The 16,273-nt window shown below is 60.4% G+C and carries 14 protein-coding genes; 5 read left to right on the top strand and 9 right to left on the bottom strand.

Annotated features, from left to right (window positions below):
• Window positions 1-59: 59 nt before the first annotated feature.
• Both KJA79_RS15725 and KJA79_RS15720 read left to right on the top strand, forming a co-directional pair.
• A complete protein-coding gene (locus KJA79_RS15725; RefSeq protein WP_213043015.1) occupies window positions 60-1,604 on the top strand; it encodes a chymotrypsin family serine protease in 1,545 nt (514 codons plus the stop codon).
• A gap of 331 nt (window positions 1,605-1,935) precedes the next feature.
• Window positions 1,936-3,120, top strand: a complete 1,185-nt coding sequence (locus tag KJA79_RS15720) for a YncE family protein (RefSeq protein ID WP_213043014.1) — start codon at window positions 1,936-1,938, stop codon at window positions 3,118-3,120.
• A 42-nt stretch (window positions 3,121-3,162) separates the two neighbouring features.
• On the opposite strand, the gene KJA79_RS15715 is transcribed toward KJA79_RS15720, so the two are convergent.
• The 7 genes from KJA79_RS15715 to KJA79_RS15685 all read right to left on the bottom strand — a co-directional run bounded on the left by KJA79_RS15715 (window position 3,163) and on the right by KJA79_RS15685 (window position 10,048).
• Window positions 3,163-4,509, bottom strand: coding sequence for a dicarboxylate/amino acid:cation symporter (locus KJA79_RS15715; RefSeq protein WP_246507716.1), 1,347 nt, complete (start codon window positions 4,507-4,509; stop codon window positions 3,163-3,165).
• Between the two features lie 100 nt (window positions 4,510-4,609).
• Window positions 4,610-5,026, bottom strand: coding sequence for a type II toxin-antitoxin system VapC family toxin (locus tag KJA79_RS15710; RefSeq protein ID WP_281412706.1), 417 nt, complete (start codon window positions 5,024-5,026; stop codon window positions 4,610-4,612).
• An 8-nt stretch (window positions 5,027-5,034) separates the two neighbouring features.
• A complete protein-coding gene (locus tag KJA79_RS15705; RefSeq protein WP_213043012.1) occupies window positions 5,035-5,268 on the bottom strand; it encodes a hypothetical protein in 234 nt (77 codons plus the stop codon).
• A gap of 171 nt (window positions 5,269-5,439) precedes the next feature.
• Entirely contained in the window at window positions 5,440-6,423 is a 984-nt protein-coding gene (locus KJA79_RS15700) for a helix-turn-helix transcriptional regulator (RefSeq protein WP_213043011.1), read from the bottom strand.
• A gap of 176 nt (window positions 6,424-6,599) precedes the next feature.
• Entirely contained in the window at window positions 6,600-6,878 is a 279-nt protein-coding gene (locus KJA79_RS15695; protein WP_213043010.1) for a MoaD/ThiS family protein, read from the bottom strand.
• Between the two features lie 87 nt (window positions 6,879-6,965).
• On the bottom strand, window positions 6,966-7,208 hold the full coding sequence (locus tag KJA79_RS15690; RefSeq protein WP_213043009.1) for a hypothetical protein: 243 nt from the start codon (window positions 7,206-7,208) through the stop codon (window positions 6,966-6,968).
• Window positions 7,205-10,048 (bottom strand): FAD-binding and (Fe-S)-binding domain-containing protein, encoded by a 2,844-nt coding sequence (locus KJA79_RS15685; RefSeq protein WP_213043008.1) that lies wholly within the window; start codon window positions 10,046-10,048, stop codon window positions 7,205-7,207. Before KJA79_RS15685 ends, KJA79_RS15690 begins: the two co-directional genes overlap by 4 nt.
• A gap of 330 nt (window positions 10,049-10,378) precedes the next feature.
• On the opposite strand from KJA79_RS15685, the gene KJA79_RS15680 reads away from it, so the two are divergent.
• Window positions 10,379-11,377 (top strand): 2-hydroxyacid dehydrogenase, encoded by a 999-nt coding sequence (locus KJA79_RS15680; RefSeq protein ID WP_213043007.1) that lies wholly within the window; start codon window positions 10,379-10,381, stop codon window positions 11,375-11,377.
• A 29-nt stretch (window positions 11,378-11,406) separates the two neighbouring features.
• On the opposite strand, the gene KJA79_RS23035 is transcribed toward KJA79_RS15680, so the two are convergent.
• Together KJA79_RS23035 and KJA79_RS15670 are read right to left on the bottom strand one after the other, a co-directional pair.
• The gene (locus tag KJA79_RS23035) at window positions 11,407-13,314 is read right to left on the bottom strand and encodes a tetratricopeptide repeat protein (protein WP_213043006.1); all 1,908 of its coding nucleotides are present in this window, start codon (window positions 13,312-13,314) and stop codon (window positions 11,407-11,409) included.
• 187 nt (window positions 13,315-13,501) lie between these two features.
• Window positions 13,502-13,720 (bottom strand): cold shock domain-containing protein, encoded by a 219-nt coding sequence (locus KJA79_RS15670; protein WP_213043005.1) that lies wholly within the window; start codon window positions 13,718-13,720, stop codon window positions 13,502-13,504.
• 308 nt (window positions 13,721-14,028) lie between these two features.
• On the opposite strand from KJA79_RS15670, the gene KJA79_RS15665 reads away from it, so the two are divergent.
• Together KJA79_RS15665 and lptG are read left to right on the top strand one after the other, a co-directional pair.
• Window positions 14,029-15,114: an LptF/LptG family permease gene (locus KJA79_RS15665; protein ID WP_213043004.1), complete on the top strand. Its 1,086-nt coding sequence runs from the start codon at window positions 14,029-14,031 to the stop codon at window positions 15,112-15,114.
• A gap of 4 nt (window positions 15,115-15,118) precedes the next feature.
• Window positions 15,119-16,210 carry an LPS export ABC transporter permease LptG gene (lptG, locus tag KJA79_RS15660; protein WP_213043003.1) on the top strand — a complete coding sequence of 364 codons (1,092 nt, stop codon included), beginning with the start codon at window positions 15,119-15,121 and terminating at the stop codon, window positions 16,208-16,210.
• The last annotated feature ends 63 nt before the right edge of the window (window positions 16,211-16,273 follow it).

Raw genomic sequence — 16,273 nt, 5'->3', positions numbered from 1 at the left:
CAGCACAGGATGCTGTTGAGTAATTACCATGTCCTCTGTGTGAACGAGGGATGGAACCAATGGGGGATGTCGGACGGCGCATCACACAACCGTCCTTCGGTGGCATCTTGGTCGCGACCATCGAACGAGGGATTCTCAACAAGGATGTGGATGCGGCGGTCGCCCGTCTCGACAACAGCAGGAGGTATACCTGCGGGGTACAGGATATTGGCGCCATCGCAGGAACCGCCGCTCCGGAACTCGGCATGGCGGTTCGCAAACGGGGGCGCAGCACTGGATTAACCTACGGCACGATCCACGGTTTGGACCGGACAGTACAAGTGCCCTTTGCCCACGGCGTAGGCACCATCATCTTCAGGAACCAGGTGGAAATCTATCCCGACACCACGCGGAATTCTCTGTTTGCCGATCAAGGAGATTCGGGATCAGTCATTGTGAATGATGCAGGCCAAGTCGTGGCGCTCCTGTTTGCGATCGACTCGGATTCCAAAGGCACAGGGACAGCCACCCCCATCCACACGGTACTGGAACAATTGGATGTCAGCATGGCCATTGAAGGGATCGGTGGCTTTGATGTGTCCTCCTCGGCGGACCAGGCCTTCGCGTTGGACTACACCGGCGCAGGCAGGTCGAATCACTTGGTGCTCTATAGTCCGGGGAAGGGCATCGCGTTCATCTTGAAAAAGGACGGCCCCGGCACGTTCTCGCCCGCCTACCAGAGCCATTCCGGTATCGGGGGATTTGATCTCTCGTCCCCGGACGACCGCGCGTTTGCCTTCGACTATGACGGTGTCGGCACAGCAAATCACCTCGTCCTGTACCGGCCTGGAACAGGCGCGGTGTTCATCCTCAAGAAGGATGGTGTGGGAACGTACTTCCCCATTGTTAAAGACACGCCCGGTGGCAGCGGCATTGGCGGTTATGATCTGTCGTCGCCGGACGACCGGGCCTTTGCGTTCGACTACGCCGGTACGGGTAAGCTGGACCACCTGGTGTTCTACCGGCCTGGGAAGGGCATCGTGTTCATCTTGAAAAAGGACGGCCCCGACACGTTCTCGCCCGTCTACCAGAGCCACTCCGGTATCGGGGGATTTGATCTCTCGTCCCCGGACGACCGGGCCTTCCCGTTGGACTATACCGGCACAGGCAACTCGGATCATCTGGTCTTCTATCGGCCGGGCAAGGGCATCATTTTCATTCTAAAGAAGGACGGCGCCGGTGGCTTCACCCCCGTGTATCAAAGTCATTCCGGCATTGGCGGCTTTGACCTTTCTGTCTCAGCCGACAACGTCTTTGCTTTCGACTATGATGGCACCGGCACCACCAATCACCTCGTCTTGTATCGGCCCGGGACCGGCGCACTCTACATCATCAAGAAAGACGGTACGGGAAATTATTATCCCGTGTACCACCAAAATCCAGGCGGAAGCGGCATCGGTGGGTATGACCTGTCCTCATCCGCCGACCGAGCGTTCGCATTCGACTATGGAGGCACGGGCAAGTCGGACCACCTGGTCTTGTATCGGCCCGGGAAGGGCATCGTCTTCATTCTGAAAAAGGACGGTGCCGGCACATTCTCGCCCGTCTACCGGGCAACGAAGTAACCCGGGTGAGCGAGACACGATTGCCTTTGCTGTCATCTGCCGCCGCGGAGCTGTTCATGAGACGACCCGGGCGGCTCCGTGCCTGATCTCCGTGAAATCCTGATCGACGGGGATCGTGAAGCTTCCGTTCGGCTGCGAGAAGTGAGTCTTCAGGCAGCTCCCCGCTGGAAGGAAGACGAGGTCTTCGCGGCACTGACGGCTTGTCGGAACATTCCTCTCCACCCTTCTCAAATGCTTCCATTTCACCGACGCGCTCTTGCGTAGGTCTCACTACAGGAGTACCCTTTTGACGATTCTTTTATTCGCCCTACTTTATCCAAGGAGGCCTGCCATGAGACGCATCCGACTTCTGACCTGCATCGGCCTACTATTCCTCTCCTGCACCTCGATCGCCTCGGCTGAACTCTTGGCGCTGCTCAACTATGAGAGCAAGCCGAATCAGCCGGTGCGCCGCGAAGGGATCGCGATCATGGAGATCGATCCCGAGTCCGCCGATTTTGGGAAGATCTTGATGGAAGTGCCGCTCCCGCCTGATCTTGTCGCCCACCACATTTTTTTCAACCGCGACCGGACCAAGGCCTACCTCACGGCGTTGAACAAGAGCGTCCTGCATGCCGTGGATCTGACACGTTTTCCTTATCGCCTACGTGCCATCAACGTGCCGGAATGCCAGGTGCTCGAAGACCTAGTGGTGTCGGAAGACAACCGCACCTGGTACCTGACCTGCATGGGCTCCAGCGCAGTGATCATGGGCGATGCGGTCACAGACCGGCCGACCAAGGTCGTGCGCACGGGCGACGGCGCCCCGGTGTCAGTGCGGTACCCGCACGGAATCGCCATTCACAATGGCATCGACCGCGTGCTGGTCACCAGCACGGTCAAGCCCGACATGTCCGAGGCGGGTGATTCGATCACGGTGATCGAGGCCAGCAGCGGTGCGGTGCTCTCGACGCACCGCGTGTCGTCCAAACCGGCTCCTTCGAAATCTGCGCCGGTCGAAGTGATGTTTTCGCCCAACGCGGTGCCGCCCGTGGTCCACATCACCAACATGATGGAAGGTACACTCTGGGCCGGGGTCTGGGACCCCACGACCGCGTCCTTCTCCTTTCACGAGATCGATGATTTCGGGCCGCGACAGCAGGGCATGCCGCTGGAGATGCTCTATAACGCCAAGGGCGACCGCCTGTTCGTCACGACCGCGAAGCCTGGCTTTGTGAACGTGTATGACAACAGCGACCCGCGCCACCCGAAATTTCTGCAGGCCATTCCTGCGGCCGCCGGTGCGCACCATTCGCTCCTGTCACCCGACGAGCATTACCTGTTCGTACAGAACAGCCTGCTCAACCTGGACGGCATGAGCGACGGATCAATCACGGTGATCGATTTGGAAAAAGGCGGCCGGGTGATGGGCAGTATCGACACGCTGAAGTCGCAGGGGTTCAACCCCAACTGCATCATGTTGCTGCCGAATCATTTTCTCGAAGGCAACTTGCGAGCGAGACTGATTCTGGAGTGACGCGGCGAAAGCAGAACGCTGAAGCTGCGAGATGACGGTTCGTCAGGACGGCTGAGACTCGGAAGGGTGCGCCGCCTCAGCCTGATACCGCACAGGGCTTGACGCGGCAACGGGCCGCGTCCGACCCGCATCGAGCAGGATCGCCACCAGCATGTCGCTCAGGACGTTCACGCCTGAGCGCGCCCGGGCGATGATCCAATCCACCGTCATGATCAGCGGAATGGCGGCCGCGATAACCGTGTCGGGCAAGCCCGCCGCCGACAAGACGAGCGGCAGCACGATCATCCCCGCCTCGGGAATGCCGGCCACACCTGCTCCCGCGATGATGGATGCGGCCACGATGAGGAACTGACTCATCAAGGACAGATCGTACCCCAGGGCCTGAGCGAGAAACAGCGCCGCCATCGCTTCGTAGAGGGTGATGCCATCGTTGTTCAGATTCGTCCCGACACAGGCTGCGAGGCGTGATGATTGCGCCGACACGTTCATGCGATTCAGGCAATGCAGCGTGACCGGGACGGTGGCGAGGCTGCTGTTGCAGGACATGGCCGTCATGATCGCGTCGGCCCCTTCTCCCAGATAGACCTTCGGTGACTTCTTGCCCACGAACCAGGCGACGAGCGGGTAATAGATCAGCGCATGGATCGTGAGTCCCGCGAGCATCGCCACGAGGAAAATCCAGAGAATGGAGAAGACGGCCAGGCCCGACTTGCCGACGACCTGCGCCACGACCCCGAAGACGGCGAACGGCACCGCATGGATGATCCAGCCTAGGATGCGCACAAGCCATTCGTAGACCCATTCGACGAGACGCACGATGGCCAGATCGTCCTCGCCCTTCCGCGCCGACCTCGTATGCAGCTTCCGGAGCAGCGCGCCGATGACGAGGGCCAGGAGTACCACGCCGATGATATTGTTCGTGGAAAACGGCGCCAAAATAGTCCGGGGAATATAGGCGGCGAGGTCTTCGATCGGTGTTTGCGATGTCGCGACTTTGGCCGGAGCTTTGGACCCTGGCAGCAGCTGCAGTAACTGATCGACATGGCCCTGCCACGATAATCCCGGCTGCCAGGTGTTCATGATCACCAGGCCGATCGTCATCGCCACAGACACGTTGACCAGGCAAATGACCAGCAGCCTGGTGCCCTGGCTGAGCGGCAAGCTCGTACGGATGAGCGCATCAAGAATGGCGAAGAAGATCAGCGGAATGGCCAACGTCTTCAGCAGCTGCACGACGACCATGCCGAGCTTGCCCAACTGCGCATTTGTAACGCCACCCAGATAGGGTTCCTGGCCGAAGATCATCCCGAGCAGACCGCCGAAGATCACGGCGATGAGCACCTGGGTGTACAGGGGCATGGATGGGCAAAAGGATTTGGATGTCGTCATGGTTTCCTGCAAACGGGCAAGGATACCTGTTTCACGGCGGGAAAGCATCATCGGAGGAGCGTGAACGGGAACGGTCCACGCATGCGAAAGAACTTGGCGACTAGAGAAACGACAGATCGCTCAGTAACATAATTGAACCCCTTTGCCGAGCCGCTCGCTCATATCGAACATCCGCTGTGATTAATACCGTATCCGGCAGGGTTAGCGCTACCGCGTGATATAAGGTATCGAACACATGATGATTCAGCGATCGTGCCAGTTCGCACGCGGTCAGATACACATTCGGCCCATTCTCTATCGGGAGGTCCATGGTGTAGAGATCGGCGACGTCAGCCGCGGCCGTTTCCGGGCTGAGTCGAACTAACACAGCCGCGGTTTCAGCCAGCCAATGCACCGGTTGAAAAACCCTCACTCGGCCACTCCTCAGCCCCTCTATCAGCCTTAACGCCTGTTCGACATCTGCCTCATCCTCACGTTGAGGCAAGAGCCATTTCACAACGACACTGGCATCTACCACCACTCTTGTCACGAACGGCCACTCTCCCGAGCCCGTCGAATATCCGCTGCACGTACCGGCCGTTTGGTGCGGCGACGGCTCAACAGAGAGTCGATTGCTTCACTCCGGCGCTTCAGCATGAGCTGATCCTGAACCGCCTGAGTCATGAGATCAGCGATCACGCGGCTTTTATTTTTACCAGCAAATGCCCTGTCGAATTTCTTCTTCACGTCCTCCGGGACGCTGAAATTCACGGTTGCCACGATGAACCTCCACATGCACAATGATTAATGAACTTTTCAACAACATTGTCCGGCGAGGGAGCAGGGAAGTCAAGGCATGACGATAATCGCGAACGTGCAAACGATCGCGGATAGATCATTCTCAGGAAGATCGAGGAGCGGACGTTCCGGACGATCGGCAGGAGCACTCAGCTATGCCTTGCTGATTCGCAGGGCTTCCTCGACCACCGCCTGATGCAGGCTCTCCGGCTTGAGGACTTTCACGCCGCTGCCGAAGCTCAGGATCCAACCGATCAATTCGCGGGTATCGGCGACAGAGAGGGTCATACGCAAGCCGCCGCCCCTCACGCGTTTGGTTCCTTGCGTGGCATGCCAGACGCGATCCTTCACCCAGGCCGCCGTGGCTTTCGTGAATTCCAGTTCCACCTCGATGCGCGGGCCACGCATGACCGTGAGCGCGTCCTGCACGAAGGCATCGAGATCGAAATGCAACGGCATCTGATAGGGATGATCGGTCGGCGTCACGGACTTAATCCGCTCTACGGCGAACATGCGCGGCTCGCGCCGCAAATGACAGAAGGCGATGAGATACAGGCCGCCCGTGGCGTACCAGAGCCGATAGGGATCGACCTCGCGCCTGGTCGTGCGGCCGCGCGAGGCGGAATCGTACCGGATTTGCACGGTCGTGGCGTCGGCGATCGCGCGGGTCAACCGGTCGATGGTTTCGCGATGTTGCCGGTAGCGTTTGTGCGGGCCGAGGCCGACGCTGAACGTGCCGTCGAGCTGTTGCACCAGCGCCACCCCCTGCGGAGGCAGTGCGGCCGCCGCTTTCCCCAACGCGGATTGGAGGGAGGTGTGAAGTTCGGTGCCTTCGAGGGGAGAGATGAGCCGGCGGCTGAACGTGAGGGCCATTAATTCCGAGGGCGAAAACCGCAGGCCGGGAACATTGCGGAAGCCTTCCAACAACCGCCAGCAGGTGTGACCATTGATCCGCTCGGTCACCAGCGGATACCCGGCTTCCTCCAACGCGGCGAGATCGCGCCTGAGCGTGCGGGGATGGCGGGTGGAACCGGGCGCGAGCGACTCCGCCAGCTGTTCCAGCGTGAGCCCCTGCCGCGAGGCTTCCAGCTGCTTCAACACCACTAACAGACGCACGGCCTGATCGTTACGCGCCATCGTTTCTCACTCCCGGCCAGTCCGCTCGTGCGGCGCCAGTCTACCAGGATGGGACAAGGGCGAGAAGAGCTTGGGAAAGGAGAAGAGCGCATGGCTGATGGCCGATGGTAGGAAGTGGCCCCTCCTGCCTATGCTATCGGCCATACGCTCTTGCGGCTCTCCCCAAAGACTCTCGTTCAGGTGGGAATGTCGGTCGTGCCGTCGTAGGAGGCGCGGGATTGATGCGCGATTTTCAGCACGTCACCGTCTTTCACCAGGGAGTCCAGCGAACCGACTTTGCGATTGACGGTGACGAGCAATTCGCCGCGCACGACGAACGGGGCCAATGCATCCATCAAATCGGCATTGCCTTCGATCAACGCCTTGATGGCTGTCGGCCCATCCACCTCCACGTCCAACTCCGGCTCAGTTACCCGCTGGAGTAGCGTGGGTCCGAGAATCAACACTTTGACCATGATCTACTATTCCTCCACTCTCAGTATGAATCGTCGTTGAACCATCGCGCCTGACGTGTCCCCGACCGACCGCGCCTCGTCTCCTCATCACCCCTGTGCCCGCGCGTGACAATGCAGGCAATCTTGCCGCTTGGGATGTTGCGCCGGCAAGGGGCGAACGGCTTGGGGGGCATGACAGGTCGTACACTGACTCTCCACCGTGATCGCCTGGTGCGTACTGTTGGCCGGCACTCTCGGGTTCCGGTCACGCGGCGACGGCAACAAGGCTACGCCCCCGACGACGAGCAGGGCCAGCACCACAAAAATCAGATCCACTTTGCGAAAGGTCATTGGCCGGCTCCTGATCGTGTCTCTGTCTGGTTCGCGCCGGCTTGATAGGCGTCGTTCAACACCTGGGCGACATGTTTCACCGCCGCACGCCCGCGCAAGCCGTTATTGAGTTGAATCATGCAGGCCGGGCAGCTGGTGGCCACCGTGTCTGCGCCGCTCTGCTCGATGTTTCTGCGCTTCCGGTCGAATACCTTTTGTGACGTATCGTAGTCCTTCACGAGGTAGGTGCCTGCTCCACCCGCGCAACGGTCGGCATCGGTCATCTCGACATAGTCGGCACCCGGCACCTGCTTGAGCAATTGGCGCGGTTCCTTCGTCACCCCGGCCGCTCGTAGATGGCATGAGGAATGGTACGTCACCCGGCGCCCCAGACCTTCCGCCGTGCCCATGGGCGGATGCTCCGGCGAACGCGCGACGAACTCGGTGATGTGTACCACCTTTTTGGCCAACGCCTCAGCCGCCTGCCGCTCCGGCCCCGCCTCGAAGAACTTCTTGTATTCCTTGAGCATGAGGGTGCAGGAGGCGCAGCCCGTCACGACTTGGTCGTACCCCGCGAGCGACTGCAGATTGAACCGTGCGTTGTCTTTCACCAGGTCCACATGGCCGTAGGTTTCGATGGGCGTCCCGGAGCAGCGCTGCGGAGGAAGCTCAGGTTTCACGTTATGTTTACGCAACACGCCGATCACCGCATCCCCCACCCCGTCGTCGAAATAGTTCGCCGCACAACCGTGGAAGTAGGCCACACGCGGACCGGCTGCGGTCAGGTTCGGATGCGTGAGCTCGGGATACCGGTCGCGCAGATGACGCGGAGCCAATGTGGGCAGTACCATGTCAGCGGGCAGTTTGGCCGTGGGGGCGATGCGTTTCAAGATCGGCGCCGCCACACGCTCGAGTAATGCGCGCGGGCCGGGGCGATCCCAGAGGCGTTGCGTCTTCGCCAGTACTTTAAGCATTGCTTCAAATATCGGCAACTTGGATTGAAGGGCAAACAGCCACCGGCTTCCTTGATTGGGCTGCTCGGCGCGCCGCTGAAGAATGAGCTCCGAGACATCGACGCCTGCCGGACAAATCGTGCGGCAGGATTTGCAGTTGAGACAGGCCTCCACCACCCGCTTCGAGTTGAGATAGGAGTAATCTTTGGCCGTGACGATTTCATACCAACCGCGCGAGCTCATGTCTTCCGACTGAAACACATCGTAGACCGGGCAGACGGAATTACACTTGGCGCAGGTCGCACAGGATTTGGACAAGCGTTGGTAGTCGATATGGTCGGTGAACGGCGCATCGCTGATCTTGATGCCGGGGTTCATCACATTCGCGGGATCGATGGTACACTTGACCTGGACGAAGAGTTGATAGAGTTCCTCGCCGAACATCTTGCGTACATACTCGGCGCGCACCCGGCCATCGCCATGCTCGCCGCAGATCGATCCGCCGAAGCGGGACAACACGGCCTGATGGATCTCATGGTAGGCCTGCACCATCTTGTCGAAGTCCTGCCGGTCGTTCACGTCGAGCAACGGCGTGATGTGGGCGTTGCCGTTGCCGATATGGCCGAAGATCGCCACCGGGACATGCTGGCCCTCAAAGAACGTTTCGAGGTAGCGGATCAGTTCGCTGATGCGTTCGGCGCGCACGACGACGTCATCCACGAAGTTGATCGGCTTCTTGCGTGGATCGAACCGGTAGAGCGTGGGATAGAGCGCCTTCCTGGCTTTCCACAGTTGATCCCGCTGCTCCTTGTCGTAGGCGATGGTGAGGTCGCCACAGAGCTGGTATCGGCGGCAGATCGCGGCCATGCGGTCGGCACGTTCACGCAGATCACTCTCGCCCTCGCTGCTGTCGAGTTCAGCCAGCAGGGTCGCGGCGGCATCGGCGGGAATGCCGTGTGAAGCCCGGCCGATCAGGTTCAAGGTGTTCGCGTCCATCACCTCCAACGCGCTCGGGCGGAGATTCAGCAGATGCGGCACCGCCTCCCCCACTTCTTCCAGACGGCGGAAGTGGATCAAGGCGGTCAGGGTGCCTTGCGGCTTGGGCACGAGCCTGAGCGTCGCCTCGCTCACGATGCCCAACGTGCCTTCGCTGCCGACGAACAATTTAGGAAGATCAAACAGCCCCTGACTGAGCCCATCAGCCAAGCCGAATAGATTGTAGCCGCAACTGTTCTTACTGACGGTCGGCTTCTTGCTGTCGATCAAGCCGCGCTGGCGCTGCACGAGTTCGAGGATCGGCTTCAAGGTGGAATGAGCGGTCAATAGCTGTGCAAGCGCCGGCTCGTCCAATCCCATCGGGGCGGCAGCGAGCCAGGCTCCGGACGGCAGACAGACTCGCAACGCCTGCACATTGTCCTTCACCGAGCCGTAGATGAGGGTGTGGGGGCCGGAAGAATTATTGGCGATCATGCCGCCGAGTTTGCACATGTCACCGCTGGACGGATCCGGACCGAACAAGAGACTGCGTCGTCCAAGTTGCTTGTTCAACTCCGCCAGCACGATACCCGGTTGCACCCGCGCCCACTGCTCCTCCTCGTTGAGTTCGAGGATGCGGTTCATCTTGGACACGTCAAGGATGATGCCTGAACCGACCGCCGAGCCGGTGAGATTCGTTCCGGCCGCGCGCGGCGTGAGGGGAATGCCCCGCTCCACGGCAAACCGGACGACGGTGTCGATATCCGCCTCGTGCTCCGCCAGCACCACGGCCTTCGGCGTCATGCGATAAATGCTGGCATCGACCGCATAGGCCGTCAGCGTGGGCACATCGTCCTGGACCTTCGCATGTCCAAGCAGGTGCCGAAGATCGCTGGCGACGGCGGATGAGGTGTTGGGTAGGATGAGGGTCATGCTTGTGTGTACGCTGCCGCATTCTAGCAGGATACGGAAAAAGTCCGCCAGCGGCGTTCTCGACATCCGTGAAGCGTCAATCGTCAGAGTCCGCAACCGAGCTGTCACGAGAGACGCACGACGTTTCACGAACGGCGGGTTATGAGGACGGCCTTTTTGCGCATCCTGCGGGTGACGGCCAAACCGACACCGCACAGGAGTGAATGGGAGCGAACTGTGCCACCATCGAGTGTTTTCAAAAACTGCTCCTCGCTCGGCTGACGACAGGAGAAGCCGGTTGTTGCCTGGCGTGCGATTCGCTAAGATGCTCCTCAGTCCAGCGAGGCCTCCATGGCAGCTCCACGCTTGTATATCTCCCGCCTGCTTCCCGATCCGGTCATGGCTGCCGCACGACAGCAGTATCAGCTGCTGAACGAACCTCGCGATGCCGCCCCGGCTCATGACACCTTGGCCGCGGGATTATGCGAAGCCGACGCCGCCATCTGCACCCTCACCGACCGTATCGATGCGTCCATGCTGGCCGCGGCGACTCGTCTCACGATTCTGGCTAACTATGCCGTAGGCTATAACAACATCGACCTTGCCGCCGCGTCGGCACGCGGGATCGTGGTGACCAACACCCCGGACGTCTTGACGGACTCCACCGCGGATCTGACCTGGGCGTTGCTCCTGGCGGTGGCACGGCGGGTGGCTGAAGGCGATGCCTACGTACGATCCGGCGACTGGTCCGGGTGGGCCCCAACGCAGATGCTCGGCACCGATGTGTCGGGTAAAACGCTGGGTATCATCGGCATGGGCCGTATCGGACAGGCGGTCGCACAACGGGCCACTGGTTTCAACATGCGCGTCTGTTACACGTCGCGCACGCCCCGCAGCCCCGACTGGCTGCCGTCACAGTGGGAAGTGAGGTCCCTTCCGGACCTGTTAAAGGAGGCCGACTTCGTGAGCCTGCATGTGCCGCTCACGCCTGACACCCATCATCTGATCGGCGCGCGTCAGCTGGCCCTCATGAAACCGACGGCGTTTCTCATCAATACGTCGCGCGGCCCGGTGGTGGAAGAATCCGCCTTAGTCGACGCGCTGCTCCAACGTCGCCTGGCCGGCGCGGGGTTGGACGTGTTCGAGCAGGAACCCCTGTTCCATCCCAGCCTGAGGGAACTGCGGCAGGTCGTGCTGCTGCCGCACCTCGGGAGCGCCACATTGGCGACCAGGGTCCGGATGGGGATGATCTGCCTGGAAAATATTGCGGCGATCTGTGCGGGGAGAGCGGCCCCGAATCAAGTCAATCAGATTGAAGCGCGACAGGGCCTGTCTGGCTCCACACTCTGACATGGACGATGCGCTTCAGGTGCGCCGGGTTAACGGCCGGCAAGCGGGAAGGAACTCGACTGGGTGGCGGCAGAGACGCCCGTGTGGGCATTCCCGTTCACCAGCTGGAGACGCAAGGCTTCGACTCGTCGGGGAACATCGTGGAACGTGGAAATCGATTGGTACATGCTGAGGGCTCGATCACGCGCACCGGTCTTTTCGTACAACAGCCCCAACTCGTAGCGTACGAGCTGGGCATTGCCGCCGCGGCAACGCGAGTCGGCAATCAGCCGTTCCAACAGTTGCACGGCTTGCTCCGGGTGACCTTGTTCTTTGCAGCAGAGTGCCATCATCATGCAGGAATCGACAAAGAAGCCTGAATCCTTCATCGACGACAGAAACTCTTCCTTCGCCTCTTCCCACAACCCCATATCCTTATAGGCCATGCCGAGGGCGTATCGGGTTTCCGCATCCACGGTTTCGGCAGGAGGCTCGACGACAGGCGGCACCACCGGAGGAGCGGGCTGAGCCACGGTATCAAGCACGGGCTCGGCGGGCTGGACAGGTGGCGGTGCAGCCTGTACCACAACCGGCTCCACCATAGGGGGCGGGACGCGTGCAGCCTGGGCCGAAGGCGCCGAGGCATCCAGAATTCTCAAGGGCGCCTCCGCCACCGGTTCAGCGGGCTTGACCGCAGGGACCGATTCGGGCTCAGGCACCGGCGGTGGAACCGCCGCCATCATGGGCGCAAGGGGTTCCGGCTCGGGGGTCGACCCGGCGTTGGGATCAAATGCCGGCGCAAGCTTGCGCGCGATGGCACTGCCCGGCGCCAACGCCTGCACCTTTTCAAACAACTCGGCCGGCAAGGTGGGCATGCCTGGCTCCGGATGCTCCAACAGAATCTCGACCGCCCGCCCGAAATGCTGCGCCGCCGTCGCGGGATCGCCTTTTTCCTGGTACAACTCGCCCAGTAGTTCCAACATGGGCACAGAACAGGGTTCTACTTTGAGATAGTCTGAGATGAGCGACTCGGCCATCACATAGTCCTGCGCACGGAGGGCACCTCCGGCCAGGAATCGATACTCCCCGAGCGCCACCACCAGGTTCCCCTGCAAGAGGTGCATGCGCGCCAGGAGCTGGCAGATTTCCGGATTGCCCGGCTCGCGGCTCAACAGTTGGGTCAACATCGCCTCGGCGCCCGCGTACTGACCTTCTTCGATGCGGCGGGTGGCTTCGGCCATCAAATCGCCGGCGTCTCCCGGTTTGGACGAGGCGGCGGCCGGTTTGGCTGCGCGCGAGGAAGCGGCCGACGGGCCACCGCCCGTCTCCATCATCGTCGTGATTTCTTTGGCCTCAGCGTTCTCCGGGTCCAACCGCAGCACCACGGTGTACATGGCTTTGGCCTGCTCATACTGTTGCGCGGCAGACTGTTCCCGTCCGAGTTGGAGATACATCCGCACCGCTTCGTCGACCAGCCCTTCCTGCACACAGAGTTCCGCGACGCGGAGCTGTGCCTCCATATTCGAGGGGTCTTGCGCGACGATCTTTCGATAGATCTCCAGGGCTTCTTTGTTCCGTCCGTCCTTCGCGTAGTGTTTGCCTGCCGTCAGATAATCCTGGACGGCACTACTCAGCAGGCCGCGTTCCGCGTTGAGATCGCCGAGATGCCGATAGATTTCGATGCGGGTGGGATCGACTTTGAGAATCTTCTTATAGGCGGCGATGGCCTTGAGGACCGACCCTTCCGAACGGAACGCACCGGCCGCCTGGAGGAACGCGGTGACGGCATCAGGGGTGGCGTTGCGTTTGAGTTGGAGGTCGCCGATGGAGTTGAAGATGGTTCCGTCGGCGGGTGTGTCCGTGGTCAGCTTCCGCCATTCGGCGATGGCTGCCTCATACTGCCCTTTGGACGCGAAGAGCTGCGCGTTCTGAAGCACTGTTCGACGGTCGACAGCCAAGGAGACTCCTCACCCGACGTTGAGAGTCCACGCTAACAGTCAACGAATTCTTTGTCAAACAAATGGATAAAAGAGCGACAGCGCAAACGCGGCGTCTGGAGCGGGTCTTCGAGCGGGTATTGCCGGGGAAACCTGCGGCCCCTCGATAGGGCGGAGGGGCCGCTGGACTACGTAGAGGCCCAGCCGCCTAAGGAGCCGGCGCGAGGTCCTTCAACACGTTCGCCGCCTGGGGGCCTTTGGCACCCTGGACGATGTCGAACTCGACGTTCTCACCCTCTTTCAGGGTTTTGAATCCCTCGCCTTGCAGCGCAGAGTAATGCACGAAGACATCGTCTCCGCCATCGAGCCGGATAAATCCGAACCCCTTGCGATCATTAAACCACTTCACCGTGCCCTTCGTCTTCATACAGTCCTCCTTTTCTCAACGCACGAACATAATGAGCGCATCAGCGCCTGCTGGCCTGCTTGACATGAAATAATGACGATAAAAAAGAGAGAGAACAGCGGCGGGCGCGGTGGCTCTTCCGGGGGCGCTGAGACAATGATCAACCCGAACCATCTTGACCTACAGAAAAGTGCGCAGCGGTGTACCATGGGGTGCAATGCTTGTCAAGCGTATCTTTTGGCCCTGGCCTATCTGATCTGTTTACAACCCAGGCAGACTCTTCTATAGTGCAGCAACCAATCTTCCGATGTAGGACCCCGACCGTCTCCGTGCTGCACACCATCCTCGATCGTTATATCTTTCGCGAACTCCTCTCGCCATTTTGCATCAGCCTGGGCGCGCTCTGCTTCGTGATGCTCACGAAGGAATTGCTCCGCCTGGTGGAGCTGCTGGTCACGAAGGGCATCGGCTTCCTCTCAGTGCTCAAGGTGTTTGCCCATCTGCTTCCCTCGTTCCTCGTGCTGACGCTGCCCATTGCCGGCATCATCGCCTCCATCACGGCCTTCGGCCGCTTGTCGCTCGATAAGGAACTGGTGGCCATGCGCGCCGCCGGGTTCAGTCTCCTGCGACTGTCACAGCCGGTGTTTCTGTTTGCGGCATTGGTCTGCGGGTTGACGCTCATCATGGCGCAATACGGCCAGCCCTGGAGCAACGTCAATATGAAGAAGGTGGCGCTGAACCTGCTGCGTGACGAACTCGTGCTGGAACTCGATCGCGGCGTCTTCAATGAAGCCATCCCGAAGATGGTGATCTACGTACCCGACGCGCAGGAAGGACGGGACAATCGCGGGATCTTTGTGGCCGACGAGCGAAACCCGGCCGACCCGCGCATCATCGTGGCGCAGCAGTACCAGGTCATGACCGACCCGGCCAGCAGCCAGGTGGCACTGCGGCTGATGAACGGCGTGATTCACAGCCGCCCCCAAAACGCCGAGGAGTATCAAAAAATTTCGTTCGCGGCGTACGATCTGAAGCTGAGCATCAACGCCAGCCTGTATGGAGCCGAAGAGCGCACCCCGATGGACGTGATCCGTGCGAAGCTGGAGAGTACCGGATGGACCGATACCAATGCGCTCCGGCGCATGATGGAATACTATAAGGACCTGGCATTCCCGGCGGCCTCACTGGTGTTCTGCATTCTGGGGGTGCCGGTCGGGATCGTCTCCAAACGTTCCGGCAGCATCGGCGGGTTTGCGGTCGGGGTGCTGGTCGTCATCGCCTATTATGTCCTCAACGTCGCCTGTGAATTTCTGGTCACCACGCTCTGGATCTCTCCGTTTGCCGGCGCCTGGTTACCCAACGTCGTCTTTACCATCGTCACGATTTTCTGGTTCTATCGCGTGAGCCGGCAATAACACCATGAACATTCTCTTCCGCTACATGCTGCGCGAGTACGTGAAGATTTTCGGCATGTGCTTCTCCGGGCTCATGACGATCTACCTCGTCATCGACTTTTTCGAAAAGGTCCGCCGATTCTTGCGATATGACGCGCATGCGCTGGATGTGCTGGCCTACTTCGTCTTGAAAATGCCGGCCATCTCGTATCAGATCGCCCCACTGGCGGTGTTGATGGCGACCCTGTTGACCATCGGCCTGCTTTCGCGCAGTCATGAAATCACGGCCATGCGCAGCTGCGGTATCAGTCTCTATTGGATCACCTCCCCGTTCATCTTTCTGGGCACGGTGCTGGCGATGGTGCTGTTCCTGTTCAGTTCCACCGTCATTCCACTGGCCCTGGCCAAGGCGGAACAGATCAAGACGACGCAGATCGAGAAACGTAGCGCGCCGGTGTCGCTGAAGGCGGCGCAGCCCTGGGTGAGCCTCGGCGGCCAGGCCTTGATGAACATCGACACGATTGATCCAGGCGGCGCGGTGCTGCGCAACATTCGCCTCTATCGCCTCAGCCCGACGTTCCAACTCGAAGAAATCGCGGAGGCCAAGCGCGCGGTCTATTCACCACAGGGCTGGGCCCTGCAGGAGGGCATCACCAGGGCATTCCGCGAGGACGGCACCGTGTCGGTCACCAGCTTTCAGACGCGGCCGTTGGCACTTCCCCACATTCCCGACGACTTCACCACCTGGGCGGAGTTGGACCCGGAGACGATGACCCTGCGGGAGATTCGCGCCTACGTCGATCGGTTGCAGTTGGGTGGGACGCTCCTGCCGAGACTGCTGACGGACTATTACGGGCGTATCGCTTTTCCCTGCGTCACGCTGATCATGGTGATCGTCGGCATCGCCTTGAGCCTTCGTCGCACGGGCGTCCGTGGGAGCGGAATGGCGATGGGGATCGGCCAAGCGATGGCTGTGGGTTTTTTTTACTGGTCCACCCACTCCGTGGCCATTGCGCTCGGACGCGGAGGCGCTCTGTCTCCTCTGCTGGCCGGATGGATGGCTAATGTGGTCTTTCTGACGTTCGGCTTGTATCTCTTATTAAAGGTGCGCTACTGAAAGGACGCTGACATGGTCCGCCTGCGGCGTTCTTGCGTCATTCATGTCCACAGCATTGACTGT

Origin of the sequence: Nitrospira defluvii (genome assembly GCF_905220995.1) — a bacterium.
In the GTDB taxonomy this organism is placed as follows: domain Bacteria; phylum Nitrospirota; class Nitrospiria; order Nitrospirales; family Nitrospiraceae; genus Nitrospira_A; species Nitrospira_A defluvii_C.
Note: the sequence above shows the minus strand (reverse complement) of the source record. Positions and strands in the feature narration are given on the sequence as shown.